The 23777-nt window shown below is 70.4% G+C and carries 17 protein-coding genes and 1 pseudogene; 14 read left to right on the top strand and 4 right to left on the bottom strand.

The window, feature by feature from the left end:
* Positions 1-4 precede the first annotated feature (4 nt).
* The 13 genes from BX283_RS07945 to BX283_RS07885 all read left to right on the top strand — a co-directional run bounded on the left by BX283_RS07945 (position 5) and on the right by BX283_RS07885 (position 18201).
* The gene (locus BX283_RS07945; RefSeq protein ID WP_180357100.1) at positions 5-772 is read left to right on the top strand and encodes a dimethylarginine dimethylaminohydrolase family protein; all 768 of its coding nucleotides are present in this window, start codon (positions 5-7) and stop codon (positions 770-772) included.
* A gap of 104 nt (positions 773-876) precedes the next feature.
* Positions 877-1899, top strand: a complete 1023-nt coding sequence (gene gntD, locus BX283_RS07940; RefSeq protein WP_257582219.1) for a guanitoxin biosynthesis L-enduracididine beta-hydroxylase GntD — start codon at positions 877-879, stop codon at positions 1897-1899.
* A gap of 229 nt (positions 1900-2128) precedes the next feature.
* Positions 2129-3769, top strand: coding sequence for an MBL fold metallo-hydrolase (locus BX283_RS07935; RefSeq protein WP_180357099.1), 1641 nt, complete (start codon positions 2129-2131; stop codon positions 3767-3769).
* A gap of 121 nt (positions 3770-3890) precedes the next feature.
* Positions 3891-4649 (top strand): thioesterase II family protein, encoded by a 759-nt coding sequence (locus BX283_RS07930; RefSeq protein ID WP_101386935.1) that lies wholly within the window; start codon positions 3891-3893, stop codon positions 4647-4649.
* A complete protein-coding gene (locus BX283_RS07925) occupies positions 4646-7459 on the top strand; it encodes an amino acid adenylation domain-containing protein (protein ID WP_143676402.1) in 2814 nt (937 codons plus the stop codon). Before BX283_RS07930 ends, BX283_RS07925 begins: the two co-directional genes overlap by 4 nt.
* Complete coding sequence (locus BX283_RS07920) at positions 7459-8490, top strand: condensation domain-containing protein (RefSeq protein WP_101386933.1); 1032 nt, start codon at positions 7459-7461, stop codon at positions 8488-8490. Before BX283_RS07925 ends, BX283_RS07920 begins: the two co-directional genes overlap by 1 nt.
* Before the next feature lie 109 nt (positions 8491-8599).
* Positions 8600-10363, top strand: coding sequence for a non-ribosomal peptide synthetase (locus BX283_RS07915; RefSeq protein WP_257582213.1), 1764 nt, complete (start codon positions 8600-8602; stop codon positions 10361-10363).
* Positions 10360-11604: a cytochrome P450 gene (locus BX283_RS07910; RefSeq protein WP_218976515.1), complete on the top strand. Its 1245-nt coding sequence runs from the start codon at positions 10360-10362 to the stop codon at positions 11602-11604. The genes BX283_RS07915 and BX283_RS07910 overlap by 4 nt, the downstream gene beginning before the upstream one ends.
* Positions 11601-12398: a thioesterase II family protein gene (locus tag BX283_RS07905; protein WP_101386931.1), complete on the top strand. Its 798-nt coding sequence runs from the start codon at positions 11601-11603 to the stop codon at positions 12396-12398. The genes BX283_RS07910 and BX283_RS07905 overlap by 4 nt, the downstream gene beginning before the upstream one ends.
* Positions 12395-13678: a cation:proton antiporter gene (locus tag BX283_RS07900; protein ID WP_101386930.1), complete on the top strand. Its 1284-nt coding sequence runs from the start codon at positions 12395-12397 to the stop codon at positions 13676-13678. The genes BX283_RS07905 and BX283_RS07900 overlap by 4 nt, the downstream gene beginning before the upstream one ends.
* A gap of 31 nt (positions 13679-13709) precedes the next feature.
* Complete coding sequence (locus tag BX283_RS07895; protein ID WP_101386929.1) at positions 13710-14534, top strand: thioesterase II family protein; 825 nt, start codon at positions 13710-13712, stop codon at positions 14532-14534.
* Between the two features lie 101 nt (positions 14535-14635).
* Positions 14636-16450, top strand: a complete 1815-nt coding sequence (locus tag BX283_RS07890; RefSeq protein WP_101386928.1) for a non-ribosomal peptide synthetase — start codon at positions 14636-14638, stop codon at positions 16448-16450.
* Between the two features lie 23 nt (positions 16451-16473).
* On the top strand, positions 16474-18201 hold the full coding sequence (locus BX283_RS07885; protein ID WP_101386927.1) for an NAD(P)/FAD-dependent oxidoreductase: 1728 nt from the start codon (positions 16474-16476) through the stop codon (positions 18199-18201).
* Positions 18202-18352: 151 nt separating this feature from the next.
* Here the strand turns inward: BX283_RS07885 and BX283_RS42125 are convergent, their stop codons facing one another.
* From BX283_RS42125 to BX283_RS07865, 4 genes and pseudogenes are all read right to left on the bottom strand, one after another.
* Positions 18353-20008 (bottom strand): PP2C family protein-serine/threonine phosphatase, encoded by a 1656-nt coding sequence (locus tag BX283_RS42125; protein WP_306822792.1) that lies wholly within the window; start codon positions 20006-20008, stop codon positions 18353-18355.
* 48 nt (positions 20009-20056) lie between these two features.
* Positions 20057-20536, bottom strand: a pseudogene (locus tag BX283_RS07875) (ABC transporter ATP-binding protein); the annotation flags it as partial.
* On the bottom strand, positions 20512-20637 hold the full coding sequence (locus BX283_RS41445; protein ID WP_257582208.1) for a hypothetical protein: 126 nt from the start codon (positions 20635-20637) through the stop codon (positions 20512-20514). The pseudogene BX283_RS07875 and the gene BX283_RS41445, both read right to left, overlap by 25 nt.
* A 236-nt stretch (positions 20638-20873) precedes the next feature.
* The gene (locus tag BX283_RS07865) at positions 20874-22163 is read right to left on the bottom strand and encodes a DUF6777 domain-containing protein (RefSeq protein WP_101386923.1); all 1290 of its coding nucleotides are present in this window, start codon (positions 22161-22163) and stop codon (positions 20874-20876) included.
* 295 nt (positions 22164-22458) lie between these two features.
* Between BX283_RS07865 and BX283_RS07860 the strand changes: the two genes are divergently transcribed.
* The gene (locus tag BX283_RS07860; protein ID WP_373979150.1) at positions 22459-23766 is read left to right on the top strand and encodes a streptophobe family protein; all 1308 of its coding nucleotides are present in this window, start codon (positions 22459-22461) and stop codon (positions 23764-23766) included.
* Positions 23767-23777: the final 11 nt, after the last annotated feature.

The raw sequence follows: 23777 nt of genomic DNA, 5'->3' as shown, positions 1-23777 counted from the left end.
CGACGTGACCTTCGAAATCAACCCGTGGATGAACCGGGAGAACCGGCCCGACCGCGAGCGCAGTTTTTCGGAGTGGGACGGCCTTCGCGAAGCCATGGAACGCTGTGGCGCCCAGACGTTCGCCCAGGATTCCGTCGAGGGCTTGAGTGACATGGTCTTCCCGGCGGACATCGCCGTGGTGCGCGGCGGCCGGTTTCTGCGGGCGAAGTTCCGCCATGAGGAACGGCGCGCCGAGGCGGCATACGGGGCCGCCTGGCTGACCGCGAACGGATTCACCGAGCTCGAACCGCTGGCGGACGCCGAGACGTTCCTCGAGGGCGGCGATGTGCTCGCCTTCGCCGACGCACTGGTGGCGGGCCATGGCTTCCGGACCACGCGCTCCGCTCACGCGCACATGGCCGAGGTCTTCGAGAGCGAGGTCGTGAGCATCAAGCTGTGCGACCCGCGCCTGTACCACCTGGACATGTCGTTCTGCCCCCTCGACTCGCGCACCGCGATCATGGCGCCTTCGGCCTGGGACGAAGAGAGCAGGAAGAGGGTGCTCGACCTGGTCCCGGATCCTCTGGTCGTGAGCGAGGAGGAGGCCATGGACTTCAGCGCCAACTCCGTCGTCATCGGGAAGAACATCGTGATGTCCGCCTGCTCCGACGCCCTGGCCGCTGAACTGAAGGACCGTGGATACACGGTGGTGATCAGTTTGATCGGCGAGTTCCTGAAGGCGGGCGGCGGTATCCGCTGTATGACGCTCGATCTGAACCTCGGTTCCCGATAGCCGGTGATTGCACCTGCCTTGAGAGGCGCAAGCAGGGACCGGACCGATCTCCGCCTTCCGTTCTTGCTCCTGCTGCTGCCCCTGAACGAGAAATGGAGATACCAGTGAGTCAGTACCACGGAATCCTGAACTACGAGCTCTCGGCCGAAGAGGTACGCTCCTTGGAGCAGCTGTTGGCCGATCCTGATATCGAGTACAGCGATCCTGGGGATCAGGTGTTCCATGACAACGCCTGGGAGCTGGTGGCACGCGTGCCGATCGGATTGCGTAGATTCCTGGAGGACTTTCGGCGCAATGACTCGGCGGCCGCCTTCCTCCTGCACGGGTTCGGCGTCGACGACAGCGCTGTCGGCCCGACGCCCCGCGACTGGGCCGCGGCCGCGGCCGCCGGCCGTACCCGCCGCGAAGAGCGGTTCCTCTCGCTGATCAGCAGGTGCCTCGGCGAAGTCTTCAGCTGGCCGACACTGCAGTCCGGCCGCATGATTCAGAATGTGCTGCCCATCGCCGGCGAAGAGGGACAGCAAAGCGGCCACGGCAGTGAAGTGCTGCTGGAATGGCACACCGAGGACGCTTTCCATCCCTATCGCTGCGACTACCTTGCCCTTTTCGGCATACGTAATCACGACCGGGTGCCGACGACCCTGGCATCCGTTCGGGACGTGCACCTGTCGGAACCCACCCGCCGGGTGCTGTCCGAGCGGCGCTTCTACATCCTTCCCGACGACGAGCATCTGCGTCAGCTCGCCGTCGAGCGGCCCGATGACCCCGGGCTGCTGCGGATGCGCGCGATGCGGGAGGACCCCGAACCGGTCGCCGTGCTCTTCGGCGCCGCGGACTCGCCGTATCTGCGCATCGATCCGTTCTTCATGCGCTGCGTCGAGGATGATGCCGAGGCGGAACTGGCGCTCAAGGAACTGGTGACGGAGCTGGAGCGGGTGCAGCAGGACGTGGTGGTCGACGCGGGCACGCTGCTGGTCGTCGACAACTACCTCGCGGCCCATGGGCGTCGCGCCTTCACAGCCCGCTACGACGGTACCGACCGCTGGCTGCAGAAAACGGTGATCACCCGTGATCTCCGAAAGTCGCGGGATGCGCGGGATTCCGCCGCGGGTCGCATTGTGGTGTGATTCACGTCGCAACCCAACTCCCTTGACGTAAGGGGGAGATGGAAGTGCTTCATATCGGTGGGTCGACCGCGGCGCGTGCGGAAATTCGTCGAGACCAGCGGACTCACCATGTGGTAGAAATGCCTTTCTTGCAGCCGGAGAGGTCGAGTTACGCCTCTCCCGGGCCGTCGATACACAATCGTGGCCCCACTTTCTTGCTGTCTGTCCGATTTCATGTTGAGCGTGCGCAATGCCGCGAACTGGCGTGCCGCATCGATTTAGACTTCATGGGGGAACCGTGTCGGCCAACCGGGGAATGTATCTCCGCCCGTCTGTGGTGGCTCAGCCGCTCCTTCACCGCTGGTACGCCTGGCCGTATCTGCTGGCGCCGCACACAGGCGCACTGAACCTGAGGGACCGTCTTCTGCCGATCGTCCAGGCATATCTGATGGCACCTCATATGCATGAGTCCGTCCTGTCCGACCCCGCGCGGTACGGGGGCCCCTTCCTGAATCCGGAAGGCGCCGGTGTCGAGCAGGTCAAGGAGCTCCTCGACGCCATGCTCGCCGGAGGCAGCGCCAAGCTCCAGCTGGCGCAGGACATCGACGAACTGCGGGCACTTCTCAAGGAGAAGGCGGTCGGCGGTTCGATGGAGCCGCTGTACGCCCAGGTACCCGAGTCGCTCCGCGGCCGGGTGGAGCTGGTGTACGACACCGCGCACCGCCCCTCCTTCCGCTTCTTCGAATCGCTGATGTACCGCTCGCCGGCCTTCGAGCGCGAAGCCCAGACCGTGTCGCTGAGCGCGGCGCCCACCGCTCAGCCCTTCGTCTACGGGAGCCCGGTCCTTCCCAGCCCGCACCGCCTCGACGTGCCGGTGCCCTTCGACTCCCCCCATTGGGACGAGTTCTTCGCGGCCCGGCTCACCCCGGTGGACGTCGACGCGCTCGCCGAGCGCCTCGGCGTCAGCGACCTGGAGGCGTTCACCGCGCTCTTCGCAGCGGACGCGCCGCGGCCGTACGCGAGGACCGCACCCGACACGGTCCGCGTCCGCTACTTCAATCACGCCACCGTGCTCATCGAGACCGAGGACACGGCGGTGCTGCTGGATCCGCTGATCGGCTACGAGGGTGACGGCCACGAGCACTTCACCATCGCCGATCTGCCCCCCTTCATCGACGCGGTGGTCATCAGCCACTTCCACTCCGACCACTTCTCCCTGGAGACCCTGCTCCAACTGCGGTCGCGGGTAGGCGTCATCCTCGTGCCGCGGGCGTCCGGCGGTTCGCTGCCCGACCCGAGCCTGAAGACGATGCTCCAGGCGCTCGGATTCGAGCGGGTGCAGGAACTGGGCGAGCTGGAGAGCCACCGCGTCGCGGAGCGCGTCGAGGTGACGGCGCTGCCCTTCATCGGGGAACACGCCGACCTGGACATCCGCACCAAGGTCGTGCCGTTGGTCCGGGCGCTCGGCCGCTCCTTCATGTTCGCCACCGACATCACCCCGGTGGAGCCGGCGCTGTACGACAACATCTCGGACGTCGTCGGCCGGCTCGACGCGCTCTTCATCGGACTTGAGTGCGTCGGCGCCCCGCTCAAGTGGCTGTACGGGCCGCTGCTCGACGAGCCGCTGTCACGCCAGCACAACGCGGAGCGCCGTCTCAAGGGCAGCGATGCCGCGATGGCCGACCGGCTGGCCGGGCAACTCGGTGCCGAGCACGTGTACGCCTACGCGATGGGTCTCGAGCCCTGGCTCAAGCACCTCACCGGATCCGAGTACGAGGCAGACGCCGAACCCGTGCAGCAGGCGGCGTTGCTCGCCGAACTGGCGGCCCGGCGCGGGGTGACCGCCGAGCTCCTGTACCGCCAGGCGGAGCGCGTCTGGCCCGCGGCCTGACGCCTCAGATCGTCGTACCCCGCGCGGACCGTAACCCGGAGGACCTCCGGTACCGGACCCCGGGGCTCGGCACTCACCAGTCCCTTGGCCCGGCAACCACACCGATGAAGCGGCTGACACCATGACCATGCAGGAATCCGCGAGGCCGGGAAGCCCCTGGCTGATGCGAGGCGGGCAGCGCCCGGACGCCCGCCTCGCCCTCTACTGTCTGCCCCACGCGGGCGGCGGCGCCTCGGCCTACCGGGACTGGGCGCGCAATCTGCCCGCCTGGATCGACGTGATCGCCGTCCAGCTGCCGGGTCGCGAGAACCGTATCCGGGAGCCTCTGGGGATCGACCTCGACGCGATGGCGAAGGCTGTCGAGGCCGACCACCAGGGCCTGCCGTACGCCCTGTTCGGGCACAGCAACGGCGCGCTGCTCGCCTTCGAACTGGCGCACCGGCTCGGTGCCACCGGAGCGGGACCGGTCCACCTCTCGGTCTCGGGCTCGCCGCCGCCCGCGCTCGCCGCCCCGAGGGCGGCGGTGTCACGGTTCGACGACGCCGGCCTGGTGGACTGGATGGTCGAACAGGGCGGCGTATCGGAGCAGTTGCTGGCCATGCCGGACCTGCTGGAGCTGGTGATCCCCGCGGTGCGGTGCGATCTCTCCTGGCTGGAGGCGTACCGCCCCGCCGCGCGAGGGGCGCTCGGCTGTCCCATCTCGGCGTTCGCCGGTGAGACGGATCAGCGGGTTCCGGGTGACGTGCTCACCGGGTGGTCCAAGGAGACCACCGCCGGCTTCAGCGCCCGCCGATACCCCGGCGGTCACTTCTATCTGATCGACGGACTCCCTGCCCTCCTCGGCGACCTGGCCGAGCAACTGTCCGATCTCCGACTGTGAAAGGCCCTGTTGTGGACGAGGAGCAGCTGACCGGCGCCGACGTGCGACAAGTCGGCCAAGAGCAGCAGGTTTCGGCGGGCCCCGCGGCGGAATCGCCGCTCGACCGCCGTCCCGGTCCCGATGGTGGCGACGCCCGCGCGGAACTGCGGGTCACCGTGGAGCGGGCGGCCGCCGAGCGGCTCACCGCGCTCGCCGCGGAGTGCGGCGGCTCACCGCTGGCGGTGACGGCCGCTGTCGTGCGTGTCCTGCTCGCACGGCTGAGCGGACAGGCGGACGTGGCGCTCGGCGTGATGGCCGGGGGACCGACGTCCCGCCAGGTGGTGCGCCGTACGGTCGACGGCGACCGGACCCTGCGCGAACTGGTGCACGCCGAGGTGTCCGCCCTCGCGTCCACCGACGGCCCGGCCGCGGACCAGGGCGCCGAGCACCACCTCGTCCTGGACGTCGCGGTGCGCCAGGATCCCTCCGGCGCCCACGGCGCCCCGGGGGACCTGGCCATCGCCGTGGGGCGGCCCCGGCCCGACGGGACCCTGGAGATCTCGGCCTCCTACCGTACCGATGTGCTCCAGGAGCGGGCCGTCCGTCGCGTACTCGACCACCTCGGCCTGCTGCTCGCGAGTCTGGCGGCGGACCCGGACCAGCCGGTGCGGGCGTACCGGTCCCTCCCGCCGGAACAGCACGCGGAACTGCTCGCCCTCGGCTCCGGCGGGGACAGCGGCTTCGCCGCCGACGGGAATCTGCTCGCCCTGGTCGAAGCCCAGGCCGCCCGGCATCCACAGGCGCCCGCGGTGCGCTGCGGCGAACAGACCCTGACCTACGCCGAACTCGACGCCGCGGCCGAGGCGTTGGCCCGCCGCATCGCGGCGGCCGGTCCCCTCGGCCCGGACCGCGTGGTGGCCTTCGCGTGCGTCCGCTCCGAGATGATGGTGGTGACCCTCCTCGCCATCCTGAAGACCGGGTCCGCCTTCCTGCCCCTGGACCCCGAGCAGCCCGACCACCGGCTGGCCGGTCTGATCCGGGACAGCGGTGCCGTCGTCGTGGTGACGGACGGCATACCGGGCAACGCGCTGGCCGAGACCGGCGTACCCGTGGTCGCGGCCCGGACCTCCTCCACCGCCCAGGGCGACGCGCCCGCCTTCCCCGCCGCCGGCCCGCGCGACCTCGCCTACGTGGTCTACACCTCGGGCTCCACCGGCACCCCCAAGGGCGTCATGGTGGAGCATCGGGGGATCGTCAACACCGTGCTCTTCAGGATCGGCTACTACGGTCTGGGGCCCGACTCCCGCGTACTCCAGGTCGATCCCCTGCACGCCGATGCCGGTATCTCCGACGTCTTCACCGCTCTGGCGGCCGGGGCCCCGCTCGTCGTCATCACCCGCGACCAGCTGCTCGACCCCGATGAGGTCGCGGCGGTCATCCAGCGGGAGGGGATCACCCACGCGCAGATGGTGCCGAGCCTCTATCAGCTCCTGCTCGACTACGCGGGGCCCGCTCTGCGTTCCGTACGGCAGGTCGTGCTGGGCGGGGAACGGATCACCGAGGCGCTGGCCGCCCGGCACGCCCGGCTGCTGCCCGGTTCCGATCTCTTCAACGAGTACGGCCCCAGCGAGGACAGCGTCCTTTCGACCCTGCACCGTCTCGTCCCGGGCGAGGAGACGGTCCCCATCGGACGGCCCCTGCCGGACCGGTGGGCCGACGTGCTCGACGAGGACGGCCGTCTCGTTCCCCTCGGCGCGCCCGGCGAACTGTGCGTCGGCGGTGTGGGCCTGGCACGCGGCTACCTCGGATCCCCGGAGCTGACCGCCCGGCGGTTCGTCGCGCACCCCGAACGGGACGGCGCACGTATGTACCGCACGGGGGACCTCGCACGGTGGCTGCCCGACGGCACGCTCTGCTACCTGGGCCGGATCGACGACCAGGTCAAGATCCGCGGCAACCGGGTCGAGCCGGGCGAGACCGCCGCCGTCCTGGAACTCGCCCCCGAGGTCCGTGCCTGCGCCGTCGTCGCCGCTCCCGGCGCTTCGGGCGAACCGCGGTTGGTGGCCTACGTGGTGGGCGGCGCGGCGCACTCCGATCTGCGCGCGTTCGCGGCCGAGCGGCTGCCCGCGTTCATGGTGCCCGAGGCCTTCGTCACGGTGGACGCGCTGCCGCTCTCGCCGAGCGGCAAGCTGGACCGGCGGGCCCTGCCCGACGCCCCGGTCTTCGACGCCCCGGCGTCCGATGCCCCGGCCGTGGACGCGACCTGGACCGAGACCGAACAGCGTGTCGCGCGGCTCTGGTCCGAGCTGCTGGGGAAGCCGGTCACCGAACTCGACGCCGACCTCTTCTCCTTGGGGGGCCACAGCCTGGTCGCCGCCCGGATCGCCCAGGAACTCGGGGTGGCCGTGAAGACGGTCTTCGCCCGGCCGACCGTCCGGGCAGTGGCCCGGGCAGTCGCGGACGACGCGGTCCGCACCCCGCGGCGGCCGTCCGAGCCGGCCGTTCCTGTGGTCGAGGTGGGGCAGGGCGCCGGCCCCGGAGCCGGGGCGGCGGGCCCGCTGTCGCGTGCGCAGCGCCGGGTCTGGCTGACCTCGCGCCGGCAGACGCCGGGCGCGTTCATCATCTCCGACCTGGTCCACACCGGCCGCAGCATCGACGCGGACGCCCTGCGCACGGCCCTGGACGCCGTCGTGGCCCGGCAGTCGATGCTGCGTGCCTGTGTGCGCTCCCAAGGGGCGTCGGCCGAGCTGGTCGTGCTGGACCACCTCCCCGACGGCCCGCCGCTGTCGGTCGTCGCCCTGCCCGACGCGGACCCGCGGGGCCCGAGGTGATGGACGCGCTGCGCGAGGCCCGGCAGGTCTCCTTCGATCTGGGCCGGCCCGCTCTGCTGGAGATCCGGCTGTTCCAGGGCACGCGTGGCGGCGACCTGCTGACCGTCACGGCACACCACCTGGTGTACGACGGTGCCAGTGTCGAGGTGCTGCTCACCGACCTGTTCACCGCCTACGACCAGGTGGTCGCGGGGGAGCCGGCGGAACTTCCGCCGCTGAGTTACGACTACCGGGACTGGATCGCGGAGGAGCACGCCTGGCTCGACAGCGAAGAGGCCCGCGAGCAGGAGGAATTCTGGCGCGAGCGACTGGCCGGTGTGGAGCAGTACGGCGACCTGGTGGACGGCGCCCGGCGCGGCACCCGGCGCGGACAGGCCGGTGTGGCCCGGCGCACAGTGCCCGCCGCCGTCCTGGACGGGGCCATGGGTACCGCGTTCGCCGTGGCCGTCACCGCGTTCACGGCGCTCGTCCACCGGGCCACCGGAAGCCGCGACCTGGTCGTCGGATTCCCGGCCAGCCTGCGTCGGCACGCGGACGCCGATCCACTGATCGGCTATCTGGCCAACGCCGTCCCGCTGCGCCTGGAGTTCGAGCCGCAGACCGATCTGGGCGGACTGCTGGAGCACGTCCAGGACCGTGTCTTCGAGGCGTACGAGCAGTCGCGGCTGCCGTTCGACGTCCTCGCCGAGCGCATGGCGCTGCCCGGCGGCCCGGGCCGCAGCCTGCTGCTCGACCTGGGTGTCAGCTGGGAGAACGCGAGCATGCGCGCCGAGACCTATGTGGTCGAGGACGTACTGCCCGACCGGTTGCCCGCCAACAGCGACCTGTGGCTGTACGCGAGCCGCCGCGGCGACCTGCTGCGACTGGATCTCACCTACGACGACTGTCTGGTGACGGCTGAAGAGGCGGAGGAATTCGCCGACCAGCTGGTCCAGCTGCTGCGCGAGGTGAGCACGAGCCCCGCGACTCCCGTCTCCCGCGAACGAGCCAGTGAGGAAGTGGGCCTGGGTGCGACGCACTACGACTTCTGAATCCTCCGCCCACCATGTCGCACCGTCACCTCGGTGCCCCCGAGCCAGAAACTCTGAAGCAGTGGAACTGAACACTTCCCTCCCTGACCAGCCGGTGTGCGGGGCGACCTTGAACGAACTGTTCCGGGAAACCGTTCTGCGGCACGGCGACCGGCCCGCTGTCCGGGACGACCGGACGAACCTGAGCTACCGGGAGCTCGACCGGGCCTCCGACGCACTCGCCGCGCGGCTGCGCGGTGCCGGTGTGCGGCGCGGCGATCGCGTCGCCTACCACCTTGAGCGCGGAGTCCAGGTGTTCGTCACCCTGCTCGCGGTCCTCAAGACCGGCGCGGCCTACGTGCCCGTCGACACCCGGTACCCCGATGCCCGCCGCGACTTGATGATCACCCGGAGCAAGCCGGCGCTGGTGGTGACCGACTCGCCCGACAGCGGACACCTGGCCGGACTCGGCGTCAAGTCGATCCACCTCGCGGACCTTCCGGACGCCGCGGCGGAAACGGACCCGCCGTCGGGTCCGCAGGAGCCCGTCGGCGCGAGTGACCCGGCCGCCCTGCTCTTCACATCCGGCTCGTCCGGCACCCCCAAGGCCGTGGTCCTGACCCACGGGAACCTGCACCAGTTCGCCTGCGACGACACCTTGCCCCGGCTCGGCCCCGAGGACCGGGTGGGCCATGTGTCGAGCCTTTCCTTCGACGCCTTCCACTACGAGACCTGGTGCGCTTTCGCGGGCGGGGCCGAGATCGTGGTCCTGCCGACCATGCCCGACCTGGTGGGCCGCGACATCCAGCGCGAACTCCGGCGCCACCGGATCAGCGCCATGCTGGTGCCCACCATGGCCTTCAACCATGTGGTACGCGAGGACCGGGACGCGTTCTCACCCCTGCGCATCCTGTGCACGGGCGGGGACGTCATCCTCCCGCAGGCCTGCCGTGATCTGCTGGCCGGCTCGTTCTCCGGACGCCTGTTCAACCTGTACGGCCCCACCGAGGCGACCACGGCATGCGCGGCGTACGAGGTACGGGAGCTGGCGCCGGACGCGGGTTCCGTCCCGATCGGCCGGCCACTGCGCGGGGCCACCCTGCGGGTGCTCGACGTCTCCTCCCGTGCCGAGGTGGAGCCGGGTGAACCCGGCGAACTGTACGTGGCCGGTTCCGGGGTCGCGCTCGGCTATCTCGACCAGCCCGAGCTCACCGACGAGCGGTTCCCGTACGACCCGTTCGCCGCTGACGGCAGCCGGATGTACGCGACCGGTGATCTCGTCCGCCTCGACGCGGAAGGCCGGCTGCACTACCTGGGGCGCACCGACGACCAGGTCAAGATCCGCGGATACCGGGTCGAGCCCCGTGAGGTCGAGCGGACGCTGGCACGGCACGGCGATGTACGCGAGGTGGCCGTGCTTCCCGTGGGAGAGGGGGAGGACCGCCACCTGGTGGGACTGGTCGTCGCCGACGGCCCTGTCTCGCTGAGCGCACTGCGCGAGCACGCCGAGGCGGCACTGCCCGATTTCATGGTTCCCAGCGCGCTGATCAGGGTCCCCGAGATCCCCGCCACGGCCCACGGCAAGCGTGATCTGGACCAGCTGCGGCACGTCGTCGCGGAGCATCAGAGGCGCGACGCCGCGTACATCGCCCCGCGTGATGAGGAGGAGCGCTATCTGGCGGGTATCTGGCAGGAGCTCCTGGCGGTCGAACGGGCCGGTGCCACCGACGACTTCTTCGAGCTGGGCGGCAACTCCCTGCTGTCCTTCAGGCTGCTGCGGCGGGTCTCCAAGGAGCTGGGGGTCACACTCAGCTCCCGGGAGGTACTGACCACCAGCCGGCTGGAGACCCTCGCCGCTCTCATACGTGACCGCAAGGAGGCGGTGCGCCCGTGACCCGGCCCATCGTGGACCTGACCGACCCCGATCGGTTCGTCCGCCAGGAACACCACGCGATGCTGGCGTGGCTACGTGAGAACGACCCGGTCCACTGGCATGAGACCGGTCAGGACGGCGCCGGCTTCTGGGCGCTGACCGGGTACGAGGACATCTCCCAGGTGTATCTCGACCACACCGGCTTCAGCTCCGAGAGCGGGCCCATGCTCGGCGGTTCGTTCCGCAGCGAGAAGGACCCCTCGGCCGGGCTGATGATGGTCGCCACGGATCTGCCCCGGCACCGGATGATCCGCCAGCAACTGCACTGGGCGTTCAGCCAGGACATGCTGCGCAAAGTCGCGGAGCAGGTCACCCGGCTGGTCACGGCGGCCCTGGAGCGAGCGCTGGCCGACGGCGGCTGTGACTTCTCCACGGATGTGGCGACCGAACTCCCCGCGGGCGCGGTGATGGCCATCACCGGGGTGTCGTACCAGGACGCCCACGAGCTGATCGGCATGACGCGCCGCATGATCGGCTTCCGGGACCCCCACTTCGGGGACCCGGCGGAGGACGAGCGCCTGGTCCTCGCCATGACGCAGGCCGATATCTTCGAGTTCTTCGCGGAGGTCCTGCGCGCACGCCGCAAGAACCCCGGCCCGGACCTGGTCAGCCGACTGCTCAAGGCGGAGATGAACGGCCGCGCCTGGACCGAGGACGAGATCCTCTACAACTGCATGAACATCGCCGTCGGCGGCAACGAGACCTCGTCGTACACGGCGTGCTCCGGCCTTGAGGCGCTGATCGGCCATCCGGGACAGTACGCGGAACTGCGGCAGGAGCCCCGCCTGCTGGACAGCGCCGTCAACGAGATACTGCGCTGGAGCTCCACCAATCTGTATGTGCGCCGCGGTGCGCTGCGGGACGTGGAGATCGGCGGGCGCATGATCCGCAGCGGCGATGTCGTCACCCTGTGGAACGCGTCGGCGAACCGTGACGCCAAACAGTTCACCGACCCCGAGACCTTCGATCTCGCCCGTACCCCCAACCGTCACCTCTCCTACGGCGCGGGCCTGCACCGGTGCATCGGGGCGATGCTCGCCCAGACCGAACTCTCGGTGCTCTTCCGCGCGCTCGCCGACCTGCCGGTGACGGCCGCCCTGTCCGGGCCCGTTCAACGGCTCCGGTCGAACTTCATCAACGGGACCGTCAGCCTGCCGGTCACCTTCCACGGCCTCGGCGGGACGGGGGGCCGATCGCGATGACCGCCGCGTTCCTGCGCGTCGGGCCGTCGGACGCCTCCACCCGACTGCTCGCCTTCCACCACGCCGGCGGCTCGGCAACCGCCTATCTGCCGTTCGTCCGGGGCCTGAGCGACGAGACCGAGTCGCTGCTCTTCCAACTCCCCGGCCGCGACGAGGGCGAGGAGGACCTCAGGCCCGCGGACTTCGAGGACGCGGTGGAGCGTCTCGCCCGGGATTTCCATGCCGCGGTGGACCGGCCGTGCGTGGTCTTCGGCCACAGCCTGGGCGGCCTTCTCGCGCACCGGCTGGTCGGCACACTTCCCGAGGACCGGCGAGCACTGGTCCGTACCGTCGTGGTGTCGGCCTCCGCGTCACCGCGCCGCGCCGCGGACGCCGCCACCACGCCCGCAGCGCCTTTCGTCAGCCGCACCCGTGCGTCGGTCCTCGACGACCTGCGCCGTTTCGGCGGCTGTCCGCCCGAACTGTTCGAGGATCCCGAGCTGGTCGAGCACTTCGTCGACGTACTCGGCCACGACCTCCACCTCGCGGACACCTACACGCCGGGCGGGGGTGACCACCGGGGCGTTCCCTACGAGGTCTGGTACGGCACGGAGGACGAGACGACGGCGCCGGACGGCCTCAGTGACTGGGCGGACTGCGGCCCGGACCCGGTCGTCGTGCGGGGGTTCCCCGGCGGTCACTTCTATCTGTTCGAACGCCCCGACGCCGGATCGGCTCTGCGGGAACTGCTGCACAAGGCCGCTGCTCCACACTCCTGCGCGAGTGCGGCAGCAGCCACGGAAGGAGAACGATGAGCACGGATCTGGCCATCACCCATCTCATAGGTGCGACGGCGGTCATCCTGCTGATCGCCAACGGGGCGGGCGTTCTGGCGCGCAAGCTCGGACAGCCGTCCATCGTCGGTCAGTTGATCGCGGGAATCGCCCTCGGTCCGAGCCTGCTCGGTCAGCTTCCCTCCTCGGTGGGCAAAACGCTCTTCCCCGCGGAGATCACCCCGATGATGACCGGGCTGAGCCAGGTCTCCCTGGTGCTGTTCCTCTACTTCATCGGCTATGAGCTGGATCTGAAGGTGCTGCGCGGGCGGTCACGGGTCACGTTGTCCGTCGCCGTCGCCGCGCTCGTGGTCCCCATGATGGTGGGCGCGGGTGCCGCGGTGCTCTTCCACGGAACGCTGGAGAAGCTGGGCCTGCCGCACGAGATGTCGTTCAGATCGGTCCTCTTCCTGGCCGTGGCGCTGTCGATCACGGCGGTCCCGGTGCTGATCGTGGTGGTCCGGGAGAGCGGACTCGCCGGCACGGTGCCCGGAGTGGTGGCCGTCTCGGCGGCCGGGCTGATCGACGTCGCGGGCTGGATGGTCCTGGTCGCCACCCTGATGGGCTCCGGCGGCGCGTCCGGACTGTCCGTCCCGGTGCGGATCGTGCTGCTCCTCCTCGCGGTGGCCGTGATGGCCTGGCCGGTGCGGCTGCTGCTGCGCCGGGTGATGCGGCGTCCCGCCGTGTCCACGCAGGCACGTCTCGCGGTGCTCATCGGGTTCGCCTTCGCCGCCGCCTGGGTGACCAGCGCTCTCGGCCTGCACGTCATCTTCGGTGCGCTCCTGGCCGGAGTGGTCACCCCGAGGGAACCGGACGGCACGCTCGACCCGGATCTCGTCCGCAGCCTGGACGCGATCGGCTCCCTGTTCCTGCCGTTCTTCTTCGTGGTATCGGGCCGCAGCGTCTCCATCAGCTCGATGGGCGGAACCGCGATCGCCGTCCTGATCGGTGTCACCGTGCTGGCGGTCGTGGTCAAGGTGGGCTCCGGCGCACTGGCGGCCCGGGTCAGTGGGCTCGACGGACGGACGTCGGTGACGATCGGGGTGTTGCTGAGCACGCGCGGGCTCACCGAGTTGATCGCGCTCAACGCGGGATACCAGGCGGGACTGCTGAGCGAATCCCTGTACACCGTCCTCGTGCTGATGGCGATCATCACCACGCTGCTCACCCAGCCGCTGCTGGTCCTCACACGCCGCTACAAGGCACAGGGCGCCGGTGGAACCGACTCGGCGGGTCTGCGGGAGACCGCGGACGCGCGTTGACGGGGCTCAGGAACACCAACGAGGGAGAGGGATGACCACGTCCGGTACGCGCGATGCCGCGCGAGACGGCTCTGCCGGGGCACCCGCGGTCGCGCCGGGCGCACGGCCTCATGGGACCGGAGCCCTTCGACGTCTCGGGCCCCCGGCCGCTTCCTCCCCTGACGAAGGCCGTGTCTCGCTCGTCTGCTTCACCTACGCGGGAGGTGGTTCCACGGCGTACACCGCGTGGTCCCGCCGACTGCCGAAGGCGCTGACGCTGCACGCCCATGTTCCGCCCGGGCGGCAGGAGCGGGGCAGGGAACCTTCACTGGGTTCGGTGGACGAGCTGGTCGACGACGTACTGCCGGACGTTCTGGCGGTGCCCGGGCCCCTGGTCCTCGTCGGGCACAGTTTCGGTGCGTTTCTGGCCCATGAGACGGCCCACCGGCTCGTACAGGCGGGCCGGCCGCCGGAGCATCTCTTCGTGCTGGGGGCCGGGGCCCCCGGCCTGACACCGCTGCTGCCCGTCGGGAACGACGAGGAGATCGAGCGGTTGTGGCGTCTCCTCGGCGCGAACCCCGCCGGGCTCGACCGCCCTGAGTTCCGCGCGGGCTTCTTCCCCGCTCTGCGGGCGGACCTCAGGGCGCACGCCGCCTTCCTGCCGCCGCCCGGCAGGCCGGCGCTGAGCGTTCCGGTCACCGCGGTCTACGGGAACGAGGATCCGGTCGCCACGGCGCAGTCCGTGTCGACCTGGCGGCACCTGTGCTCCGGGCCTTTCCGGTCGGTGGAGATAGCAGGGGGGCATTTCTTTCCGCAGACCCGCGTCGCGGACACCGTCGATGCGCTCGTCCGCCACCTCGGTATCGCGGTGATGTGAGGCGATCCGGATTCCCCACGCACTCTCCCGAGGGTGTGGAAGATTCCTCTTGATCACTCGATCAGAAGAGGATACGGTACGGCAGAAAGAACGCTAAAGGTATGCTGCAGGGGGATTTTCAGGTGGCCGACACGGGCAACTCGTGGACTGTACAGCAATTTTTCGAAGAGAGTGTCCGGAATGCCCCCGACGATATTGCCCTCGAATATGAGGGCGACTCCCTCAGTTATGCTGAGCTGAACCGCAGGGCCAATAAGCTCGCCCACCATCTGCGCAATGTATGCGGCGTCCGCCCCGATGACACGGTGGCGATTTTGATGCGCCATCCCCCGAGTGTGATCGTCGCTGTTCTCGCGACGCTGAAGGCGGGCGGCGCCTATGTGCCGCTCGATCCGGACAATCCGCCGGCGGTGACCCACCGGATCGTGGAGCATGTCGGGCCCCGCGCGATGGTGGTCGAGTCCTCGACCGCCGTCGGCGCGGCGTTCTTCAGCGGTGAACTGTTCATCATCGACGTCATGAGCAGACTCCTCGGCACCCCGGACTCGGATCCCGAGCCGATCTCGGGCCCCGCGGACCTGGCGTACGTGATCTACACCTCGGGGACGACCGGGACGCCCAAGGGCATCGCCGTCGAGCACCGCTCCATCGTGAATACGATCACCTGGCGGAATTCCTATTACGGATTCACTGCGGACGACGTGACGCTGGCGATACCGCGTCCCTCTTTCGACAGTTCCGTCGAAGACATCTTCTGCGCCCTCACATCCGGGGCGAAACTGCTCCTGCCGCGGCCCGACCGCATTACCGACCGGCCGTACCTGGTCGATTTGATGGCGCGTCGGGACGTATCCCATTTCCTGATCACGCCCGGACTCTACCGGCGCCTCCTCGTCGGTATGGACGCCACTTCGGTAAAGGCACTGCGCAGCGTCACCGTCGCGGGGGAGTGGTTCACGGCCGATCTGGTCAGAGAGCACTACGCGCGTCTGCCCGACGTCGCTCTCCTGAATGAATACGGGCCTTCGGAGAATTCTGTCTGCTCCACTGTGCACCGGCTGACGCCGACGGACTCCGCGGTGCTGATCGGCAAACCGATCGACCATACCGACGCGTATGTCCTCGACGAGTCCGGGGACGTGGTGCGGCCAGGTGGTTGCGGCGAACTCCACCTGGCCGGTGCGGGACTGGCCCGTGGTTATGTGGGAGATGCCGCACTGACCGCGGAGCGCTTCGTCACCCCGTCGTCGGGCCCGTTCGCCGGACGGCGCACCTACCGGTCGGGGGACATCGTCCGGGTGCACGAGGACGGTGTCCTGGAGTTCGTGGAACGCCGGGACACGCAGGTCAAGGTCCGCGGTCGGCGGGTCGAACTGGGCAGCGTGGCCGAGGTCCTGGCGCGGGACCACACCGTGGAACACGTCGCTCTGCACTGGCATGGCGCCGATACCCCGACGCCACGCCTGGTGGCCTTCGTCGTGGGCCCCACGGCGCGGGACATCGAGCGGCTGACCGCCGCGACGAGGGCCGACCTGCCGGAGTACATGGTGCCTTCGGCGGTCATTCCTCTGGACGCCGTGCCGCTCACCCGGCACGGCAAGGTCGACGCGGCGGCCCTGGCCGCGCGCTACGAGGAGTCCCTCGGGATGTCCGGCGCCGTGCCCGAGCCGGCCACTCCCGCCGAAGCCGTACTGCTCGGCATCTGGCAGGAGATCTTCGCCCCGCTGGCCGTGGGGCTGGACGAGGACTTCTTCGACCTCGGGGGCGATTCACTCAGCGTGATGGACCTCGTGGCCGAGGTGGAGAAGCGGATGGGGGTCCAACTGGACAACTCCGACCCCTACCTGGGCAGGACCATCCAGAGCCTGGCCCGCATCATCGAGAACCTTCAGAACACCGAGACGGAAATATCTTGAACAGGCAAGGCGGTACTCAATCCATGTTCACGGATGTCGACTACGACGTGGTCATCGCGGGCGGGGGACTGGCCGGTCTCTGTCTCGCCAAGCAGTTGAGGGACGCGCACCCCGAACTCAGCGTGCTTGTCGCCGAACGCGAGCGTTCACCGATCCCGCTGTCCGCCTTCAAGGTCGGCGAGTCGTCGGTCGAGGTGGGCGCCCACTACTTCGCCTCGGTGGTCGGGGTGCGGGACTACCTGGAGGAGCACCAGCTCGAAAAGCTCGGGCTCCGTTACTTCTACGGAAACGGCGAAGGGCTGCACCAGGAGTCCGAGTTCGGGGTCAACAGGTTCCTCCCGGCGAAGTCCTACCAGCTCAACCGCGGCTCCTTCGAGGAGCATCTGCGCGTGGTCGCGATCGAGGCGGGTGCCCGTCTGGAACAAGGCGTCCGGGTGCTGGACATCGAGATCGGCGAGCAGGAGGCGCCGCACCGGGTGACCTACCAGCTCGACGACGAGGGCGAGCAGGAGCCCGTCACCGTCACGTGTCGCTGGGTGGTCGACGCGACCGGTCGCCACCGGCTGCTCCAGCGCAAGCTCGACCTGACCAAGCGCTACCCCAAGCCGCACAACTCGGTCTGGTTCCGCCTGGAGGGGGTCCTCGACACCGACAGCGCGGTGGACGCCGGGCAGACCGCCTGGCACGACCGGGCACAGGAGCCCCGCTGGAACTCGACCAACCACTTCATGTTCGAGGGTGGTTGGGTCTGGGCGATACCGCTGGCGCCCGACCACACCAGCGTGGGCATCGTGGTCTCCGACGACCTGCACCCCGTGACGAAGTTCAACCGGCTGGAGAAGGCCATCGACTTCGTGGTCGACCGCGTCCCCGGCTTCGCCCCCGCCATCCGTGAACTCCCGGTCCTGGACTTCCGTGTCCTGAAGAACTACAGCCATTCCTCGCACCAGGTGTTCTCGCAGGACCGCTGGGCGTGCGTCGGCGATGCCGCGGTGTTCGCCGACCCCTATTACTCGGTCGGTTCCAACCTGATCGGCTATGCCAACGGATTCGTGACCGAGATGATCGGCCGCGACAAGCAGGGCTCCTTCGACGAGCCGTTCGTGCGGTACGCCAACCGCTGGTTCCTCTCGCTGGCCGAGGGCCTGACCCAGAACATCCAGGGGTCCTACGCGTTCCATGACAACGCGGTCATCATGTCGTTGAAGACCGTCTGGGACTACTACGTGGGCTGGTCGTTCTCCGACCCGCAGTTCTACAACAACACCTATCTGGACGAGCCCACCAGCACCACGCTCAGCGCGCTGGGGGCCCATGCGGTGGCCACCCAGGGCACCATCATGAACCTCTTCAAGGAGTGGGCGCGCTCCTACCGGGGGGCGTTCGAGTTCGACTACATCGACTACTACGACGACCTGCCGACGCTCGCCCGTCTGTTCGTCCAGAACCTCCCCAGTGACGAGGCACCCGATTTCGCCTCGGTGCTCACCAGCATCCGTGACGGACTCGACCGTATCGAGGAACTGGCCCACGTCATCTTCTACCTGGCGCTGGAAGACGCGCTTCCGGAGCACCTTGAGGCCGTACGGGCCCGGGGCTGGCTGAACGTCACGGCGCTGAGCCTGAACCCGGAACGCTGGGAGGAGGACGGCCTCTTCAACCCGAAGAGCCGGCCGCGCCCGGACGAGGTCAAGGTGCTGGAAGCGGAGATGCGCGCGCTTTACCGGACCCCGTCGACCGCCGGGAACTGACAGCACCTCCGCAACGCCGCACGGCTCGGACCCCGCCCCTGTCTCGGGCGGGGTCCGAGCCGTGCGTACGGGACGGCCGGCGGACGACGGGATCCGGTGCGTCCCTCAGAAGGCACCGAAAGCGTGAACCCGGTGCCGCCGCGCACCGCCCTCACACGCTGATGTGCAGGGCGCAGATGTCGTCGCGGCGGGCGTCCGGTCTGACGAGGGCGTCCAGGACGCCGTCGAGGAGGCGCGGGCCGCCGGTGCACGCGGCGGCGGCCTCCATCAGACGGGCCAGGCCTTCGTCGACGTCCTCGCCCGGCTTCTCGACCAAGCCGTCGGTGTACAGCAGCAGATGGTCACCGGGGAGAAGGCCGAGGGTGGACGCCTCGTATCGGGGGGTGGCCGTCGCGCCCAGAAGGATGCCCCGGGGAGCGGGGAGATAGCGGGGCCGGCCCGCGCGCATCAGCAGGATGGGCAGATGTCCTGCCTGCACCCAGGTCAGCCGTGCGGTGGCCGGGTCGTAGTGCGCCATGATCATGGTGGCCGTGCCGATGTTCCGCTCCGAGGTGTGCAGGAGCAGGGTGTTGAGCCGGGTGAGGATCGCCGCGAGCGGCGTGCCGGTGATGGCCATGCCCTTGGCGGTGAAGCGCAGCTGGGCCATGGTGGCCACCGCGTCCAGGCCGTGGCCGGCGACGTCCCCGATGACCAGCAGCGCGCTGCCGTCGGGCAGTTCGATGGCGCTGTACCAGTCGCCGCCCACGTTGAGCCCCTCCTGGAGGGGCTGGTACGCCACGTCCACCGTGAGTCCGGCCAGACGCAGGGACTGCTGGGGCAGCGGCAGCAGCGCGTGCTGGAGGCGACCGGCCAGGTCGCGTTCCGCGGCCAGGAGGCTCTGCTGGGCCAGGGCTGCCTGCTGGTGCTCATGCAGCTGCTGCTCGACCCGTTTGGCGGGGGTGAGGTCCTGGAAGAACCCGTGCGCCTCCACCGGGGCCCCCGCCACGTCCAGCTCGGCCTCGGCGACGATCCGCACATGCCGGACCTCCCCGTCGGGGGTGGTGATCCGGAAGGTGTGGTCGACCGGTCGGCCCTCGCCCAGCAGCCGCCGCACCGCCCCGCTCAGGGCCGGGACGTCCTCGGCCAGGACCTGGGCGCGCAGCTCCCGCAGCGTCAACGGCTCCGCGGCCGGGCCCCTGCCGAAGACGGCACGGACCTCGTCCGACCAGGTGATCACGTCCTGTACCAGGTCCCAGTCGACCCAGCCCAGCCGTCCCAGCCGCTGCGTCACCGTCAGCCTGCGCTGCTCCCGCTCCCCGGTGTCCAGCCGGACCCAGGAGACGATCAGCCCGTCCTGGCAGCGCGCCACGCGGACGGAGAAGCGGGACAGGCGCGGTATCCCGGCCAGGACCTCCTCGTACTCGAACGGCTCACCCTCGTACCGGACACCGGTTTCCAGGGTCCCCAGATATCCCCGCCACCACAGCTCGGTGCCGGCCACCTTCGGATAGGTGTCCAGGACGCTGAGCCCGACCAGCTCCTTGCCCCGGCGGGCCCCGATGTCGACCGCGTCGGGCGCGGCCGCCATGATCCGGAAGTCCGCCACCTTTCCGTCGTCCCCGAACTCCGGCATCAAGAAGATCGCCGAGCCGGGCAGGCCGTCGAGCACCTCCTGCACGGTGGAGATCCGTGCGGCGAGCTGCTGGTCGCCTCCGGTTGCGGCCGGGCGGGACATCGCGGGGCGGCCCGCGGCGACGACGGGGGTCCTGCCCCTCGCGCCGCACCCGCCCCTGGTCGCTGCCACCACCGGCTCCTCACGGTCCGTCATACGATGAGCATGTCACGCCCCGGCAGCGGCCCCGCCACACTGGGCGGTCAACCGGCCCCTCTTCGGCGCGCGTTCGGCGGCGAAGTCGAGGGACGTGCGCATGTCCGCCAGGTACAGGCTGGTGTGGAACATCGCCGCCCCGTAGACCACGACCTGCGACAGGGCGCTCAGCGAACTCTGTACGGCCACCACCGCCGAGGCCGCCACGCCGAGCTCCACCCGGCCGGTGACGGCCAGCCAGGCCCCCGGCTGCTGCGGATCGCCCTGACCACCTCGGCGCTCGGCGGCCACCTCGTCCGCGAGCTTGGGCGTCGTCGCCCACCAGCGCATCATCCCGCGCACATTGCGGTCGCCCACATTGGCGCAGTGCGTCTCGTAGTCGACCCGCGCCGCCATCACCGCGCCCGCGCCCGCGGGCAGCACGGCGAGCACGAGCAGGGCGAGCATCAAGGGATGCAGCACCGTGAGCACGCCCGCGGCGGCGGCCATACGGATCACCGCCGTCATGAACTGCTGGGCGTCGCGCACAGCACCGCCGCCGCGAGCCCGATCACGAGCTGGCAGACCAGCAGCAGGAGGACCGAGCCCCGGTCGATCCGCCACGCCGTCCGGCAGGTCTGCCCCAGCACGGACGGCAGCCGCCCAGATGAACGTCTGAGGCATGAGCGCAGGCATCCATGGCGACTCCTCGGGCGGCGGTTGCGGGACCTGACGTAGGTACAACGCTGCTGATCAGCGCGACGTCACGGCCTAGCCGTCGAGAAAAAGTTCGATTGTCGAGGTGGGTCGAGGTGAAACGTTATGGCGGCTTGATCGGGCGGCCGTGATCCGTAGGTCGAATCACTCGGGAGTGGACGAGTACGCGTCAGTAACCACCCGGCGCCGACGGCGCGGTACTCGTCACCGGCGCGTACGGGGTCGACGTCTGCGGCTGCGGCGCCGATGTCGTCGGGGGCTGCGGGGACGGAGACTCGGACCGCGTGGTCTCGCCGGTCGTGGGCGACGAGCTGTACGGCGTCGAAGTCCCCGGCGGCGTGGTCTTCTTGTCGCCCGCGCCCGTGTCGCCCTTGGGGCGCGAGAACCACTCGTCGTGGTCCGGGTCGAAGACGACGAACTTGTCGACCGCGCGGGCGGCGGGGGCGACGACGGCCACGTTCGACGGCCGGTACGCGGGCCAGGCGTCGCCGGTCGGCTTGGGCGTGCCCTGCTGCGCGACCGCGGGCAGCAGCGGGTTCCCGCAGGCGCAGCGCACCCTCGGCACGCCCCGGTCGTCCACGAGCACGGCCGTACCGGCCTGCAGAACGGCCTGGTAGGGGGCCGCGGAACCGTTTCGGTAGCCGTGGTTGGTGACCCTGGTGTCGATGCGCAGCTGCACGGGGGTGAGGGAGCGCAGATACGTGGGCACGGAGTCGGGGGCGACGCCCTCGACGGAGGCGAACGCCTTGTTCTTGGCCGGGGCCGCCGTCAGCGCGTCGATCTGCTTCTCCACGTCGCAGCTCGCCTTGTTGCGCGTACCGCCGTAGAGGCCGGGGGCCGCACCGTCCACGCCGCGCGTCACATTGGCCGAGGCCTGGGCCGACGCGTTGGGCAGGGACGGCGGGGACGGGGGCGGCGAGCTGTAGCGCGCGGTCGACGGGGTGAAGGGCTCCGGGCCGTCCTTGCCCGCCGCCTGGAGGAAGACCTCGCTGCCCGCGCCCTTCTCGCCGGACGAGCCGTCGGGGCGGGTGAAGACGATGATCAGGGCCACGGCGGCGACGATCGCGCCGGTGGTGAGCGCGATACGGGGGGCCGAGCGCCACCAGGGGCGGCGGGGGCCGTCGTCCGTGCCGGGGGTGCCGCCGTCGCCCGGGCCCTCGCCGGGGCCCCGGCCGCCGCCGGATCCGGAGGGTCCGCCGCCTGAGCCGCCTCCGCCCGTACCCCCGGGGCCAGACGCCCCGCCCCCACCCCCACCCGTACCGACCGCGATCGTCTCGTCGTGGCCGCCCCCGCCGCCCCCGCCGCGGCCGCCGCCCTCGCTTCCGTCGCCCCGGCCCGTACCGCCCCGGCCGCCGTCGCTGGGCGGGCCCGTCGGCGGGCCGGGCTGCGAGGGGCCCGAGAGGGGGCCGGACGGGGGGCCGGTGGGGCGGCCGCCGGACGGGGGAGGTTCGACGCTCACGAGCTCTTCTTCCCGGCGTTGGGGTCCCGCGGGGGTGCGGGGCACTCGGGCGAGGACCCGCGCGACCGTGGGCCCACCGCGGCCGGGAGGCGGCAGCGGCGGTGCGCGGGCAGGCGGTCCGGCTCGTCCTTGCCGCTTCGTACGCGACGAGCTCCGTGCTCCGTGCTGCGTACGCGACGAGTCCGGTGCGTCCTCGACCTGCCCATTGTGTGCCCGGGTCCCGGCGGCCCCGCAAGCTGACGCGGTCGGCCCCCCATGACGGGCGGACCGCCCCGGTGCTGCTTAGCGTGACAGCGTGAGCGACGTGAGTCCGGACCAGACGCCCGACGAGTCCACGGGGCCGCGACGCGCGCGCCACGGCTGGGTCGAGGCCCTCGTGGCGGTGCTGACGGGGCTGATCGCCATGGCTGTCGTCGCCGCGCTCGGGCTGCTCGCGGCCGGTGCGGCGGACCTGCCCGACAACGCCTTCCCGCAGGTCGTCGCGGCCGTCGTCGTCATGGCGGTCGGCGGCTCCGTCGACATCAAGGGCGACGCCGGTTTCATCGGCGACACCAATGCCGATCTGACGGTGCTCCCGCTCTCCGTCACGCTCGTCGGCGCCCTGCTCGTCGCCGCCGGATTCCTGCGGCCGCTGCGGCACCGGGCCGTGGCGAGCGCCCGTGAACTGGCGGCCTGGGCCGCCCGGGTGGCCGTGCTGTGGCTGCTGGCGCTCCTCGGCCTCTCGTTCCTCGCCCGCAAACGTTTCACCGTCGGACTCGGGAACGGGGCCATCGGCGACATCGGGGATCTGCTGGGCGCCTCGCCCGAGGTCGGGTTCGAGACCGATGTGCCGCTCACCCTGCTCTTCGGGCTGCTCTGGCTCGCGGGGCTGCTCTTCCTCGCCCTGGTGGTCTCCCGCAGGGCCCCGCTGCCCGCCCGGTTGCTGCGCTTCCAGGAGTCGGTACGCCCGGCCGCCTTCGCGATGGTCGTGCTGCTGCTGGCGTACGTGGCCCTGGGCATCGTGGTGGGACTGGTGGTCGCGGTGGTCAAGGGCCACACGGCCGAGACCTTCGCGGTGATCCTGCTGGGCCTGCCGAACCTCGTCTGGCTGGCCTTCACGCTCGGGCTCGGCGCCTCCTGGGAAGGCCGGGTCGACGGTCCGTTCGGGCTGCCCATGCCGCACGTACTGGACCAGGTGCTGCGTACGCCCGACCTCTCCACGCTCAATCTGAGCACCCTCGCGGACTACGACGGGCGGGTGTGGTGGCTGCTCGTGGTGGCCGCGGTGCTGGTCCTGGGCGCCGCGTTCCTGATGGCGGTCCGGTCGCCCGCCCGGGTGCGGGCGTGGCAGCACGCCCTGCACCTGGCCCTCGCGCTCGCCCTCACCGTGCTGGCCGTCTCGCTGCTGGCCCGGATCTCCGCGCACTACGGGCTGTCGCTGCTCGGCATCGGAGACCTCGGCGGCGGCCTCTCCGGCCAGGTGTCGCTCAAGCCGCGCCTGTGGACGGGACTGGGCTTCGCCGTCCTTTGGGGGCTGGTCGCGGGCTTCCTCGGCAGCCTGCTCGCCCGGCGCGTGCGGCGGCGCGGGGAGGTGGCGCCGGAGGGCGACAGCGCGTCCGGCTGACCGCCGCCCCA

Origin of the sequence: Streptomyces sp. TLI_146 (genome assembly GCF_002846415.1) — a bacterium.
In the GTDB taxonomy this organism is placed as follows: Bacteria; Actinomycetota; Actinomycetes; order Streptomycetales; family Streptomycetaceae; genus Streptomyces.
Note: the sequence above shows the minus strand (reverse complement) of the source record. Positions and strands in the feature narration are given on the sequence as shown.